The 13,808-nt window shown below is 39.8% G+C and carries 12 protein-coding genes and 1 tRNA gene; 6 read left to right on the forward strand and 7 right to left on the reverse strand.

Annotated features, from left to right (window positions below; genetic code table 11):
* Positions 1-5: 5 nt before the first annotated feature.
* The 4 genes from HMPREF9010_RS0124100 to HMPREF9010_RS18995 are packed head-to-tail and all read right to left on the reverse strand — an operon-like array spanning position 6 to position 4,786.
* On the reverse strand, positions 6-1,190 hold the full coding sequence (locus HMPREF9010_RS0124100) for an ABC transporter permease (RefSeq protein ID WP_004296002.1): 1,185 nt from the start codon (positions 1,188-1,190) through the stop codon (positions 6-8).
* The gene (locus HMPREF9010_RS0124105; protein ID WP_004312435.1) at positions 1,174-2,358 is read right to left on the reverse strand and encodes an ABC transporter permease; all 1,185 of its coding nucleotides are present in this window, start codon (positions 2,356-2,358) and stop codon (positions 1,174-1,176) included. Before HMPREF9010_RS0124105 ends, HMPREF9010_RS0124100 begins: the two co-directional genes overlap by 17 nt.
* 22 nt (positions 2,359-2,380) lie before the next feature.
* A complete protein-coding gene (locus HMPREF9010_RS19000) occupies positions 2,381-3,367 on the reverse strand; it encodes an HlyD family secretion protein (RefSeq protein ID WP_004296000.1) in 987 nt (328 codons plus the stop codon).
* Between the two features lie 6 nt (positions 3,368-3,373).
* Positions 3,374-4,786: a TolC family protein gene (locus HMPREF9010_RS18995; protein ID WP_009041125.1), complete on the reverse strand. Its 1,413-nt coding sequence runs from the start codon at positions 4,784-4,786 to the stop codon at positions 3,374-3,376.
* Positions 4,787-5,562: 776 nt separating this feature from the next.
* On the opposite strand from HMPREF9010_RS18995, the gene HMPREF9010_RS18990 reads away from it, so the two are divergent.
* The 5 genes from HMPREF9010_RS18990 to HMPREF9010_RS18970 all read left to right on the forward strand — a co-directional run bounded on the left by HMPREF9010_RS18990 (position 5,563) and on the right by HMPREF9010_RS18970 (position 10,055).
* Positions 5,563-5,635, forward strand: a tRNA-Gly gene (locus HMPREF9010_RS18990).
* 139 nt (positions 5,636-5,774) lie between these two features.
* On the forward strand, positions 5,775-6,203 hold the full coding sequence (locus HMPREF9010_RS18985; protein ID WP_008647529.1) for a DUF2867 domain-containing protein: 429 nt from the start codon (positions 5,775-5,777) through the stop codon (positions 6,201-6,203).
* A 170-nt stretch (positions 6,204-6,373) separates the two neighbouring features.
* A complete protein-coding gene (gene proS / locus HMPREF9010_RS18980) occupies positions 6,374-7,867 on the forward strand; it encodes a proline--tRNA ligase (RefSeq protein WP_007752799.1) in 1,494 nt (497 codons plus the stop codon).
* 214 nt (positions 7,868-8,081) lie between these two features.
* A complete protein-coding gene (locus HMPREF9010_RS18975; RefSeq protein ID WP_004295994.1) occupies positions 8,082-8,759 on the forward strand; it encodes a response regulator transcription factor in 678 nt (225 codons plus the stop codon).
* A gap of 21 nt (positions 8,760-8,780) precedes the next feature.
* Positions 8,781-10,055, forward strand: a complete 1,275-nt coding sequence (locus HMPREF9010_RS18970; protein WP_004295993.1) for a sensor histidine kinase — start codon at positions 8,781-8,783, stop codon at positions 10,053-10,055.
* A gap of 129 nt (positions 10,056-10,184) precedes the next feature.
* Here the strand turns inward: HMPREF9010_RS18970 and HMPREF9010_RS18965 are convergent, their stop codons facing one another.
* Genes HMPREF9010_RS18965 through HMPREF9010_RS18955 form a run of 3 tightly spaced genes read right to left on the reverse strand, consistent with a single transcriptional unit; the run spans position 10,185 to position 13,032 of the window.
* A complete protein-coding gene (locus tag HMPREF9010_RS18965) occupies positions 10,185-11,141 on the reverse strand; it encodes an ABC transporter permease (RefSeq protein WP_004295992.1) in 957 nt (318 codons plus the stop codon).
* A complete protein-coding gene (locus HMPREF9010_RS18960) occupies positions 11,134-11,877 on the reverse strand; it encodes an ABC transporter ATP-binding protein (protein WP_004295990.1) in 744 nt (247 codons plus the stop codon). Before HMPREF9010_RS18960 ends, HMPREF9010_RS18965 begins: the two co-directional genes overlap by 8 nt.
* Before the next feature lie 3 nt (positions 11,878-11,880).
* Positions 11,881-13,032 (reverse strand): NEW3 domain-containing protein, encoded by a 1,152-nt coding sequence (locus tag HMPREF9010_RS18955; protein WP_004306080.1) that lies wholly within the window; start codon positions 13,030-13,032, stop codon positions 11,881-11,883.
* Positions 13,033-13,350: 318 nt separating this feature from the next.
* Here HMPREF9010_RS18955 and HMPREF9010_RS18950 point away from each other — a divergent pair, with 318 nt between their 5' ends.
* Positions 13,351-13,788, forward strand: a complete 438-nt coding sequence (locus HMPREF9010_RS18950; RefSeq protein ID WP_004306079.1) for a PepSY-like domain-containing protein — start codon at positions 13,351-13,353, stop codon at positions 13,786-13,788.
* The last annotated feature ends 20 nt before the right edge of the window (positions 13,789-13,808 follow it).

Genomic DNA, 13,808 nt, shown 5'->3' on the forward strand with positions numbered 1-13,808 from the left:
TTAATTTAACTAATCAGATTTGATTCCAGTTTCTTCTTATAGACCCATATACTTATTGTAAAATAAATAAGTGCCTGTATCCAGAGAGTTATATATTCCGGTCTGATATCAGCCATACTGGCTCCCATAGAATTCAGTTTCACAAAAGCGAGTGTGCCTGGTGCAGCTGGGAAAATGTAATGGACTACTTTCCAATACCAGGGCATTAGTTCCATTGGATAGGAAACGCCGGAAAGAAAGATTAATCCTACGGAGAAGAAGGCGATCATGAGTAGGGGAGCTTCAGAATCCGTAAAATACCTGGATGCAGCCAATCCCAAGAAAGAAGTTGCCATCAAATATGGAATCAATAATAGTACGATGTACAATCCGTTTCCAATATTGGGGATGCTGAAAAAGTGAGGGAGCAAGCCTAATAGAAAAAAGGCAAAGATGGCATAAAGAGTACAGTACACGGACGTTTTTCCTGCCACTATACGAATAGCAACTCCCCAGCCATACCCCAAAGGAGTATATGCACGGATTCCTTTACTACTGTATTCTTCTCCGGTCACCATACCAATAACCATCAGCAAGGTCTGGAAAATTATAATCATCATGACTGCCGGAATAAGATAGGAACCATATCCTTCGGTATAATTGTAGAGTGCAGTGCCTTCCACATTGATCGGTTTCGCCATAGCTACGGCGAGCAATCCTTGTGGTGGAAGAAACACTGCTTCATCTGGCCGGTATTTATCATTAATAGCCAGCATGACACGTGAAGAAGCACCTTGCAAAGCTTCGAAATACAAGAAGGCATCAGTAGTTGCATAAAGGGAAAATACGGCTTCATCTCCCCGGAACACCCGTTCCTCAAAATCATGAGGCAGGTAGAGTATTCCCTGTACTTTGCCTTCTTTCATCCATTCTTTTGCTTCGTGATAGTCCATAGCCTGACTAAAAATCTCTGCTTGGGGAGTAGCATCCAGCCAACGGATAAAATCACGGCTCAATTCACTGTGCGAATTGTCGACTACGGCAACAGGTACATCGGTTACAATATTCGGTGCATACATATAATTGTAGAGCAACCCGTAAACGAAGATTCCTCCCATCAACACCAGTAAAACCGCATAACTGGTACTGATAGCTAGAAATTCACGACGAATGATGAATGACAACTGTTGTAACTTACTTAATGTTTTCATACTTATGACTTTCTATAGCTCGTTTTAAATGAGGAAGCAGCGACAGGGCCAGCAACGGGAAGATACAGAGTATCACAGCCGACGGCCAAAGATGGATAAACCCACCGCCTCCATAGAGCATGGTTTGCATCATTTCCGTAAAATGACGGACAGGGAACAAATTGGAAGCATCCCTCACCAACGGATACATATTGGGAACCGGAAAGGTTACTCCGGACAAAGTAGCCCCCAGAGAACCTACCATAGAAACTACACTTATAACCAACGATATTGCCGGAAACAGCGAGAATAAAAACAGCCCTAAAGCCTGTGTTGCAATGATGAAAAGCACAGTCATGATATTCATTAACCACCAACTCCCCTGAAAAGGAATATGCAAAATACCAAACATGACGTAATTAGCCAACCATCCTATCAGTATATATATAATGGTATAAGGTAATAATTTACCTAAAACAGCTGTCACTATATTGCCTTTTGCAGTCGCCAGCCAATCATCTGCTGTGCGGAACTTGATTTCAATGCCAACCGCATACACGGTAATCAACAGAATCAAAACCTGAAACAGCACAAAGAAAAAGGGCTGACTTAAATATACCGAATAATCCAGACTAGGGTTATATATCGGATGGTTATTAGCTTGTACGGGTAATAAAAAGGTGGTAATCTGATCCTGTTCTACTCCGAGTGCCATCGCTTGCATCACCACAGGAGAAAGAGCCACCGGAGCTAAGGAAGTTTCGAATGCCGCCATCAACTCACCACCTACCGACATTAATGCATAATGATAATAGTAGGAGAGTGTTGCATTCTTTCCGGTAATCGCATTCTGTTCAAATTGGGGAGGTATGGAAAGATATCCATAAATCTCTTTCTTTTGCACAGATTCACGGGCAGCTGCTTCATTTACAAAATGCTTTGTCACTTTAAAAGTTGGTACGGCAGAAATATTCCTGACTATCGTCCGGGAAGTAGCAGTATTATCCTGATCGACAATACCAATAGGAATGTTTTCCATCTGTCCGTTACCAAAGATCGTAGCCATAAAGAAAAGGGTGAACAATGGCAAGACAATGCAGACACCAAAATAAAGGCGCCGTGAAGTCATTCGCCACCACTCTCTGAGCAGTACGGAACGAAAAGGGGAATATGTTTGTGATTCATCCATTCTCTGGTTTATTTGATGTCGATTAATCTAAAGTCAATAACACGGACATGCCGGGACGCAAGTCATCCACCTTTTGGGTTGGACGGGCATGAATCTCAAAGGTACGTAAGTCATAACTTCCGGTTTGCTTGGTTGATTTCCAGGTAGCAAAACTGCCTAGCGGACTAATATAATAGATTTTGAATTCAATATTTTTTTTACCGATAGCGGGCACATCCGCAACAAATGTTTCGTCCATTTTAAATTGCGGCATCAGATCTTCACGCACGTTAAGAACAACATGTATATCATCCATCACCACCAAATTCATAATGGGAGTTCCCGGTGCAACCAACTCTCCACGTTTAGGGAAGATTGTTGCTATCTGACCGTTTTCCGGAGCGGTCAACCGAGCATCGACCAGCAAAGCCGAGACTTCATCCACTGTGCTTCGAGCAGCATCCACCATGCTGGCAGCAGACGCTTTATCTTCTTTTTGTGCACCATCTACAGCCATCTGATACTGTTCATAGGCAGCACGTTCGGCTGCTACAGCCGCTTTATACATAGCTTCTACTTCATCCTTTCTTTGAGAAGTAATGACACTGTCCTTATATAAAGTAAGAATACGGTTGTAAGTTGTCTGGGCGAGAGTAAGATCGCTCTTCGTTTTATTCCATAATTGCAGTGCAGTAGCCACGATCTGACGACGGGTTCCGGCATCTATTTTCTTGTTCTGTTGTACTGCCACCTGTTCCAAGGCATTCACTTGTTGATACTTGGCATGTACTTCAGGGCTATTAATGACGACAAGAGTATCTCCCCGGTGTACCCAGTCTCCCTCCTGAACGAAGAAAGTGTCGATACGGCCGGGAAGTTTCCCACTGATACGGATTTCTGTTGCTTCAGCTTGTCCTTGCAAGACCAGCGGCTGTTTATGCATTAATATAACTCCCAAGCCGGTGAAAATACCGACAGCCAGAAGAATGATGACAAAAGCCCATGATAGGGTTTTACTAGTTGGTTTCATTGTTTGTTACGGTTTAGGTTGATAGTTTGCAAATTGTTCCGGTGTGCCACAAAGCGAGAGTAGATTCATTAGTGCCACATCATATTCATAATATGCTGCCAGACGAGCCACTTTTACACTGGCAAGCATGGTTTCAGCATCAATAACTTCGGTAGAAGTTGCCATCCCTTCTGTAAATGATTTCTTTCGGATGCGTACCAATTCTTCACTTAAGGCAATCGTTGCATTTAAAGCTTTTACATTATCCTGTGCCTTTTCCAGCTGCGTATAAAGCTTATCTACCCCAACAGCCAGATCATCACGGGCTTTCATCTGCCCTAAAGCCAGAGTTTGTTCCGTTAATTTCGATTGCCGCACTCTTTTTTCACGATCCAGTCCGTCAAAGAGGTTCCATGTAAAACCAATGCCTACCATGGTACGCGGTAATAAATTACTCTGAATACCATGCGAATACAAGGTCTGTTTTCCAAAAAGGGCTATATTCGGCAAATAGCCGCTTTGAGCAATCCGCACTTCTTGTTTGGCAATATGCTGCTGCAGCTGTAATTGGTTGAGTGTATAGTTCCCACTGTTTACTGAAAGATCAAATAGCATTTTAGGTGGCAATGAATCATTCATAAAAAGGGGAGAGGTAGGAATGATATTGGCATCTGCATCCTTTTTATTCAGCAAAACCTTTAAGGCACTTTGCACTACTGTTTCTTCTTTTCGCGCAGCTTCCAATGCACGTTTGGCTTCATCCATATTTACCTGGGCAAAAAGCCTTCCTGCTTTGTCAATCATTCCTGCTGCCTCTAACTTCAAGGCATTTTCATAATGTTTCTTCAATCCGTTGTAGGTTTCTTCACGAACCGTCACAATTTGTTGTGCCAGTCGAAGCCCGTAATAGCTTTCAACCAATAAACTTTGCTGATTGGCCGATACCTGTGCCCGACTTTCCCGTGCCAGATCAACCATCGTTCTTCCGATGTTGGTGGCATGAAAACGCTTACCACCGGAAAAGAGTACCCACTCGGCTGATAAATCAACAGTTGTCAAATTTCTTGGAGTCAAAGGAAATATAAGGGTATTTGCCCCAATTTGATCCAGTATAGACGAAATGATCTGGTCATCCGGAATAATGGAATGTACAAAGTCTTTAGCCGGATCGGTAAACTGCGATAAAGGCTGTTTAACTTCGATCTTCTCCGACATGTGTACAAACGCACCTGTAGACTGAAGACTGGGATACCAAAAAGCATTCAACTTATCACGTTCAGCCTTCGCAATCTCAATACTCTTATCCGCTATTTTCAGACTCTGATTTCCTTGATTCAACAGATGCAGTGATTCTTCGAAACTTAATGGTATCTGTGCATCTATCTGACCGATGGAAAAATACAAAGTCAATAGTATACAAAGTCGCTTATTTTTTTTCATACTGGTTAGGTTATATCTGAATTTGAGATATTCTAACAGATGAAAAGAGAGGTTTGTTCATCAGAAAGAATATAGCAATACAACAAAAGAAGGTTTCAACGCTTTTTTATAAGATGTTCTATTTTTCATCTTCTCTTTGAATCACGTTTGTATCATTTCTATCAGATAGAAAAAATGATGCATAAAATAATGCAAGTATATGCAATAAGCGTGTTATTAATGGATATAAACTACTTGATTATACAAAATATAAATGCATATTGGAGTTGTTTCTTTAAAGGAAAAGCTCTGTTCCTTTAAATGGAACCAACCGTTGGTCGGTGAGAAGCGTGTTCTCCCTTTAAAAGAAAGCTACCAAACAGCCCATAAAGTACCAGTTTGTCTCTAAATCTTATTTATTTTGCTAGAAACTAAATCTGTCAATTTGAAATAATATAAGCAACTTTGTTCTCACATATTCAATATTCATTCTCTATTTAGAACCTAGTGATAGATTATTCACTAAAATAGTTTATATCTGAATCTTATTAACCGGAAATCCTGGAATTTTTTCTATAGCGACTATCGCCAATCTGTATATTTTTAATTATACGGGCTACTAATATGCGTTTTTTCATATCCGGTTGTTTTTCATCAAAACAAAAGAATTGAAGAGGCTTTAATTTCTCTTTTTTCTTGCATTAAAATTTCTGCGATTTTATTTGAGATATAAAAATTATGTTTACCTTTGCATCACCATTTCATAAGGCTTTTGAGTCGAGAAATGCAGTAAATATGCGGTAATAGCTCAGTTGGTAGAGCACTAGCTTCCCAAGCTGGGGGTCGCGAGTTCGAGCCTCGTTTACCGCTCTTTTGAAAATCAGGTGGTTATCTTAAAAAAAACTGCCTGATTTTTTATTTTTCAAGCCCCCTTTTCTATGGTTTTATCTATTATCGGACGAAACCTAAACTGAACATATTGTAGAATAACCCTAATTGAATAACCAATATGGCTAAGAAAATAGAGAAATATCTCCCCGTAGATTACAGTGACAGTTTTTCCATAGAAGTTACAGAAAATCGTTTGTCTCCTAAAGATATTATTTTAAAAGTCTTTGCTCATAACCCCGCTTGGCTCCGAATGTTGTATGCAATAAGGGCCTGTTTAGTCAAACCTTTCGGTATAGAAACTAAAGCTATTGAAAGTGAAGAACTTATTATAGAGGAAGACAAGCAAGAAGCAATTATGAGAAAAGACGATAAACATTTATTGTTTTATGTCGATATTTTCATTACGCCATTGGAAACAGGAAAACAAATGATTGAGGTTACCACATTAGTAAAATACCATAATTGGGTAGGAAAGGCTTATTTCTTTTGTGTAAAACCTTTTCATCGGATCATAGTGCCTTTAGTTCTCAAAAAAGCGCTATGCTGAACAAGCACAGTCGCGGATGCAACTATATAACGAATATGAAAAATGAGATATGTAATATAGAAGTACATGACTTTAGAAAATTAATGCATGAAGAATAGGGCAGTTCATGCATTTTTCGTATTTTTGCACCCTGTTTTAACACTCAAGAAAACTTTAAATAGAAAAATATAATGGCAAAAGAACTGAAAGACCTTACCAAACGTAGTGAAAACTACTCACAGTGGTATAACGATTTGGTGGTAAAAGCTGATTTGGCAGAACAGTCTGCTGTGCGCGGATGTATGGTGATTAAGCCTTACGGATACGCTATCTGGGAGAAAATGCAACGTCAATTGGACGACATGTTCAAGGAAACAGGACACGTAAATGCATACTTCCCGCTATTAATCCCGAAATCATTCTTAAGCCGCGAAGCAGAACACGTAGAAGGGTTTGCGAAAGAGTGTGCCGTAGTAACACATTATCGTTTGAAGAATGCGGAAGACGGTTCAGGAGTTGTAGTAGATCCTGCAGCTAAATTGGAAGAGGAATTGATTATCCGTCCGACATCAGAAACAATCATCTGGAATACTTATAAGAACTGGATTCAGTCATACCGTGACCTGCCTATTCTCTGCAACCAATGGGCGAATGTTTTCCGTTGGGAAATGCGTACCCGTCTTTTCCTGCGTACTGCCGAATTCCTGTGGCAAGAGGGACATACCGCTCATGCTACCCGTGAAGAAGCAGAGGAAGAAGCAATCAGAATGTTGAATGTATATGGTGAATTTGCAGAAAAATATATGGCTGTTCCCGTTGTAAAGGGAGTGAAATCAGCCAATGAACGTTTTGCAGGTGCACTTGACACTTACACAATAGAAGCCATGATGCAGGACGGAAAAGCATTGCAAAGTGGTACTTCCCACTTCCTGGGACAAAACTTTGCAAAGGCATTCGATGTTCAGTTCGTTAACAAGGAAAACAAGTTGGAGTATGTTTGGGCTACTTCATGGGGTGTTTCTACTCGTTTGATGGGTGCATTGATTATGACTCACTCGGATGACAACGGATTGGTATTACCTCCACATTTGGCTCCGATTCAGGTAGTAATCGTTCCTATCTATAAGAATGACGAACAACTGAAACAAATTGACGCTAAAGTAGAAGGCATTGTAGCTAAGTTGAAAGCATTGGGTATCTCTGTGAAATATGATAATGCAGATAACAAACGCCCGGGCTTCAAATTCGCTGATTATGAATTGAAGGGTGTACCTGTTCGTTTGGTTATGGGTGGTCGCGATCTTGAAAACAACACTATGGAAGTGATGCGCCGTGATACACTGGAAAAAGAAACGGTTACTTGTGAAGGCATTGAAACATACGTTCAGAATTTGCTTGAAGAAATGCAAGCTAATATCTACAAGAAAGCATTGGACTACCGTAACTCCAAGATTACAACAGTAGACACCTATGACGAATTTAAAGAAAAAATCGAAGAAGGCGGATTTATTCTGGCTCATTGGGACGGAACTACCGAAACAGAAGAAAAGATTAAGGAAGAAACCAAAGCAACTATTCGTTGTATTCCGTTCGATTCATTTGTTCCGGGCGACAAAGAACCGGGTAAATGTATGGTTACAGGTAAACCATCTGCTTGCCGTGTCATATTTGCACGTTCTTATTAAATAGAAATTGTATATCATTATAAAAAGGATGAAAGCGATTGAATCGTTTTCATCCTTTTCTTTTTTTCCTTCCATATTATATTATTTATGGCCTATCCTAACAGTTCATTAGACATTCAATAGTTATTTCAAGCTCTTTTTTCAATCCATTTCAGTTTTATTTCAGAAATATCCCTTTTCTTTGTAGTATGTAAAAAAGAAAGGAGACAAAATTATGAAGATATTGATTGTAGAAGACGAACCCTCTTTGAGAGAACTGATTCAATGTTCACTTGAAAAAGAACGTTACGTTGTAGAAACAGCCAGTGACTTCAATTCTGCTCTACGCAAAATTGAAGATTACGACTATGATTGTATCTTATTGGACATCATGCTACCGGACGGAAGCGGACTTGATCTTCTTGAACGACTGAAAGCTCTCCATAAGCGGGAGAACGTGATTATTATTTCCGCGAAAGACTCTCTGGAAGACAAAGTTTTGGGATTAGAACTGGGAGCGGACGATTATTTGCCAAAGCCATTTCATTTGGTTGAACTAAATGCACGAATTAAAAGCGTGATTCGTCGCCATCAGCATGATGGAGAGATTGATATCCGCCAAGGCAACGTACGGATAGAACCGGATAAATATCGTGTATTTGTCAACGAGCAGGAAGTGGAACTAAATAGAAAAGAATATGATATCCTGTTATATTTTATCAATCGCCCTGGGAGATTAATCAATAAAAACACTTTGGCCGAATCAGTGTGGGGAGACCATATCGATCAGGTCGATAATTTTGACTTCATATATGCACAAATCAAGAATCTTCGCAAAAAGCTCAAAGATTCCGGTGCAACTATTGAAATTAAAGCAGTCTATGGATTTGGGTATAAAATGATAGTAGAATAAAAAAGAAAGAAATTATTGTCCATGAAATTAATATATTACATCATTCTTCGTATTACTCTTGCTCTGACCCTCATACTGACGGTCTGGGCTATCTTTTTTTATGTTACGATGATCGATGAAGTCAACGATGAAGTGGATGATGCTTTGGAAGATTATTCGGAAACCATCATTATCCGGGCATTGGCAGGAGAGGAGCTACCTTCTAAAACCAATGGCTCCAACAATCAATATTATATGATGGAAGTAAGCAAAGAGTATGCGGAAAGCCGGGAGGATATTCAGTATAAAGACTCTATGGTATACATTGAAGAAAAAGGAGAGACCGAGCCGGCACGTATTCTTACTACTATCTTTAAAGATGATGAAGGACGATACCACGAACTGACAGTATCGACCCCCAGCATTGAAAAAGATGATTTGAGAGATGCCATCCAGGTGTGGATTATATTTCTATATGTAGCTTTATTATTCTGCATTATTATCATTTCCGTATGGGTATTTTACCGGAATATGCGACCGCTCTATGTACTTCTACACTGGCTGGACGGTTATCAAACAGGAAAAAGAAATAAACCTTTGAGTAACGATACTCAAATCACGGAATTCCGGAAATTAAATGAGGCTGCCATTCGTTATGTGGAACGTACGGAGCAGATGTTCGAACAACAAAAACAGTTTATCGGAAATGCTTCACACGAGATACAAACTCCACTTGCTATCTGCCGTAATCGATTGGAAATGTTGATGGAAGATGATTCGCTATCAGAAAAACAACTGGAAGAACTGATGAAAACGCATCAGACTTTAGAATACATCACTAAATTAAACAAGTCCCTATTATTGCTTTCCAAGATTGATAATGGTCAGTTTACGGATACCAAAGAATTGGAACTCAATGTACTTCTCAAACAATATCTGCAAGATTACGAAGAAGTTTATGATTATCGCAACATAGAAGTCACGATAGATGAACAAGGCGTTTTCAAGGTGACAATGAACGAATCCCTGGCTGTTGCTTTACTCACTAACCTCCTGAAAAATGCATTTGTACATAATATTGATGGGGGACATATCCGAATCACCGTTACTAAGAACGGCATTACTTTCCGAAATTCGGGAGTGGAACATCCGCTGAACAAGGAACATATCTTCGAACGTTTCTATCAGGGTAGCAAAAAAGAAGGATCTACAGGGCTGGGATTAGCTATAGCCGATTCCATCTGTCGTTTGCAACATCTGAATATAAAATATTACTTCGAGCAGAATGAACATTGCTTCGAGATTTCCCAATCATAAGATTCATCTGAAAAACACAGAGGACACGGATTTTAAGTGAACGACCTGTCGGTTATCATAAAACCAATTTGTCAGGTATATCCATCCACCTGTTTCTCCGTGTCCTCTGCGTCTTTTATAGTGAGCAGGTTATCGGGATCGTATTTCTCTCCTCATAAACATGATATAAGAAATAGCGAAGCAAATAACCGTTGCCGCAATCAATCCGGTCAACTGTGGCCATACAACTAAAAGACTTTGTCCCAATGGGAGCGGACTAGGGATAGCTCCCTGTACCTGTTCCATAGTCAATGGCCCCAAACTTCTGACAGAAGGCATCAATAGTGTGGTGGTAGCTTCATTAAACAGTTCACTCGGTGCCAAACGCATCAACCCTAGAATAAACTTCTGATAACTGATAATCTGATAAGGTGATGCCATCTGTGACGGACTCAACCCTTTTGCCACCAAATTAACAATCATGGTATAGAATACACTAAAAAACAGCCAAACAGCCACAGATGCTAAGGCAGAAGTCGCTGCCTGACGGAAACGGAGTGAGAACAGAATAGCCAGATTCAACCAGAATGCTACATAAAAGATACTGGTAATGATGAAGAAAACAATTCTCCAAAACTCTTCTGCCGTAGGAGGAATACCAATAGCAATCAGCCCACATCCCATCACCAGAAAGCCCAATACAAACAACATGATACCTATCACAATCAAAGCAGCCACAAACTTCGCATTGATAATGCAATCGCGATGAATAGGCTGGGACAGCATACGGCTCAATGTTCCTTTATTTTGTTCGGAATTGACTGCATCAAATCCCAAAGCGATTCCCAATAGGGGACCTAAGAAGTTAATAAACAGCACAAAAGAGGGGAGAGTCCCATCTGAAACCGTAAACAACTTCAAGAAAAGAAACGAACCGTCCGGATCATTAGGTTTGATGGCTTCACTAATATTGGTGAGTGCTGTATATAGCGACCCCATACAGGTAAGTGCTATAATACCTATTAGTATAATAAAACGCCAACTTTTGACATGATCGGAAATTTCCTTGTTGACGATAACCCAAAAAGGATGATTGACTTTATTCATGTCTTTCTCCTCCTTCCTCAAAATAATGGTTATAAATATCAGACAATTCCTGCTTCTTATCTTTCAATTCTGCCATATCGATCAAAGCAAGTAATTGGCCATTACTGAACAAACCTACCCGGTCGCACACTTTCTGTACCTGATCCAGATGATGGGAAGAGAAAAGCACTGTCAGTCCTTCTTCTTTACTCAACCAGCGAATCAGTTCGATAAATTCCTGAACACCTGCAGGGTCAATCCCTGAAGTCGGCTCATCGAGAATAATAATCTCCGGATTTTTAATAAGTACATCAGCCAATCCCAACCGCTGTCTCATACCACGAGAGTATTTCCCTGTCTTTTTGGCTAACTGATCTTCAAGGCCTACCCGCTTCATCAGTTCCATAGCCTTGGTTTTTGCCTCTTTATCAGAAATACCATTTAATCGCGCTGTATAGATCAAATTCTCCGGTCCTGTCATATCATCATAGAATCCTACATCTTCTGGCAAATACCCAATTTTCCTTTTTACTTCAATGGGGTGTGTAGTAGAATTGATTCCACAAATTTCAACTGTTCCCGAAGTAGGCTCTGTCAATCCCAACATCATTAAGATAGTAGTTGATTTTCCAGCACCATTCGGTCCCAGTAATCCGAAGATTTCTCCTTTCCGGATATTCAGGCGAATATGATCTACAGCAGTGAAATTACCGTATTGTTTGGTCAAATCGGTAAGTACGATCACTTGTTCGCCCATAATTTACCTCCTTCCATATTTACGGAACAGATAGTAAACCACGCCGATGGTGGCAATAATGATAAGAACGCCTACCCATCCCCATATCATCGGAGTTTTTACTGCAACTCTGAACTGCGCATCTGCATTTACTTCAGGAGTTTTTGCCATGATGGTAGTCACATAGTCGCCTGGCAATGCTTTTTTAGAAGCTTTCAAAGTAGCCATAACCGTTGATGTCTCTCCGGCTTTTAGCGCATCGATTTTTGAAGGTTCGAAAGTTACTTCCCAGTCAGCTGGTTTATTAGCAGACAGCTGAATATCTTTCAGTAATGAAGAACCTGTATTTCTGACTTCCAGTTCTATTTTCTTTATATCACCTGCTGTGACATCTGTACTCAATAACCCACGGGGAGTAGTCAGTTCCATTTGATAAGAGCCGGTAACAACCACTTCCAGTTCCAATTCGGCAGAAGTGGTACCTGTAGCGGCGCGTACCGGAATTTTGTAACTGCCGGCTTCTACATTGGCAGGAGGAGTAATATCTATACTTACATTTTGAGTGCTGTTGGCTTCCACTTGTGCAGAAGTGGCTTGCTTATAGTTAGGTTTAAAAACTACATTCCAACCTCTGGGTGCATTAGCCATCAAAGCATATAGCTGCTGGTCGGCAGTCTGATTCTTTAAAGTGGCACTGAAAGTGAAGGTTGATTTGGAATTTCCCTGCATGTTGGGTTGGTCGGTAGTAAATTCAGTCTGGTATGTTCCTTTTTGAGCAACCACCACATCCAATGGAAGTTTGGCGTTTCCGGCATATACCACAAAGTGATAATTACCTTTATTCACTTTTAATGGGACTTCGACTTTTAAATTGAAAGTCTTTTTCTCTTTGGGAAGTACCGATAGTTGGCTAAGGCTCCAGCCACCGGATTTCATTTCGTGTTTCCAACTGGCGGACAATCCGCTGACAGAAAGATTCGCATTCGTCAACTGGTCTGTGTTGTTGATAAGATCAATACTGTAGTCAATTGACGCTCCGGGAGATACGGAGATTTTTGTGTAAGGTGTGTACAGAATCACGCTCTTAGGTATTGAATCATTGGCGTGCGTGTAATTCATAGGGATCATCCCCAATAGAATAGCTAATAATAAAAAATAATTTGTTCTCATAGTCATACAAAAGTTCTTATGGTTGTTTAATATGAATATTGTCAAATTTGTGTGTGCAAAAATAAGCGATGTATCTATTAGTAGTTTTAAAAGAATCCTAAAGAATCTAATTTCAAGAAGAAATTATAGTGACACTATCCCTATAGGATGGTGACGGTATCCTTTATGTATAGTGACGCTATGTTAACCGGATAGCGTCACTATATTTTTTCGATTTTTTTTTCGGAAATTCTCAAAATTCCCAAATCTTTTCAGATTCTCCTCTCATCTTTGCATTATCAAATTAATAATAATAGTAAAAACCAATATTAAAAAACAACGATTATGAAAAAGTTAGTATTCTTATTAGTGTGTCTTTTCACTTTGCAAACAGTAGCTCGTGCAGATGACGACAAACCAATCCAGGTAACTCAAATGCCACAACCGGCACAGCAGTTTATCAAACAGCATTTTGCCGACAGCAAAGTAGCATTAGCCAAAATGGAGAGTGATTTCTTTTATAAAAGTTATGAAGTGATTTTCACGAATGGCGATAAAGTGGAGTTTGACAACAAAGGCAACTGGGAAGAAGTGAACTGCAAATATAGTTCTGTACCTACAGCAATTATTCCGGCAGCTATTCAGAAATACGTAACGACCAATTACCCTGATGCTAAAATTCTAAAAATTGAGAGAGATAAGAAAGATTATGAAGTAAAACTGTCCAACCGTACGGAACTGAAGTTTGACCTGAAATTTAATTTGATTGATATTGATTTCTAAACCTATTTAAATTGAACAAA

The organism is Bacteroides sp. 3_1_23 (assembly GCF_000162555.1).
Lineage (GTDB): Bacteria > Bacteroidota > Bacteroidia > Bacteroidales > Bacteroidaceae > Bacteroides > Bacteroides ovatus.

Excerpts from the sequence above, each read along its gene's own strand:
- HMPREF9010_RS0124100 (WP_004296002.1), bottom strand. The coding sequence starts at position 1,190 with ATGAAAACATTAAGTAAGTTACAACAGTTGTCATTCATCATTCGTCGT.
- HMPREF9010_RS0124105 (WP_004312435.1), bottom strand. The coding sequence starts at position 2,358 with ATGGATGAATCACAAACATATTCCCCTTTTCGTTCCGTACTGCTCAGA.
- HMPREF9010_RS19000 (WP_004296000.1), bottom strand. The coding sequence starts at position 3,367 with ATGAAACCAACTAGTAAAACCCTATCATGGGCTTTTGTCATCATTCTT.
- HMPREF9010_RS18995 (WP_009041125.1), bottom strand. The coding sequence starts at position 4,786 with ATGAAAAAAAATAAGCGACTTTGTATACTATTGACTTTGTATTTTTCC.
- HMPREF9010_RS18985 (WP_008647529.1), top strand. The coding sequence starts at position 5,775 with ATGGCTAAGAAAATAGAGAAATATCTCCCCGTAGATTACAGTGACAGT.
- proS (WP_007752799.1), top strand. The coding sequence starts at position 6,374 with ATGGCAAAAGAACTGAAAGACCTTACCAAACGTAGTGAAAACTACTCA.
- HMPREF9010_RS18975 (WP_004295994.1), top strand. The coding sequence starts at position 8,082 with ATGAAGATATTGATTGTAGAAGACGAACCCTCTTTGAGAGAACTGATT.
- HMPREF9010_RS18970 (WP_004295993.1), top strand. The coding sequence starts at position 8,781 with ATGAAATTAATATATTACATCATTCTTCGTATTACTCTTGCTCTGACC.
- HMPREF9010_RS18965 (WP_004295992.1), bottom strand. The coding sequence starts at position 11,141 with ATGAATAAAGTCAATCATCCTTTTTGGGTTATCGTCAACAAGGAAATT.
- HMPREF9010_RS18960 (WP_004295990.1), bottom strand. The coding sequence starts at position 11,877 with ATGGGCGAACAAGTGATCGTACTTACCGATTTGACCAAACAATACGGT.
- HMPREF9010_RS18955 (WP_004306080.1), bottom strand. The coding sequence starts at position 13,032 with ATGACTATGAGAACAAATTATTTTTTATTATTAGCTATTCTATTGGGG.
- HMPREF9010_RS18950 (WP_004306079.1), top strand. The coding sequence starts at position 13,351 with ATGAAAAAGTTAGTATTCTTATTAGTGTGTCTTTTCACTTTGCAAACA.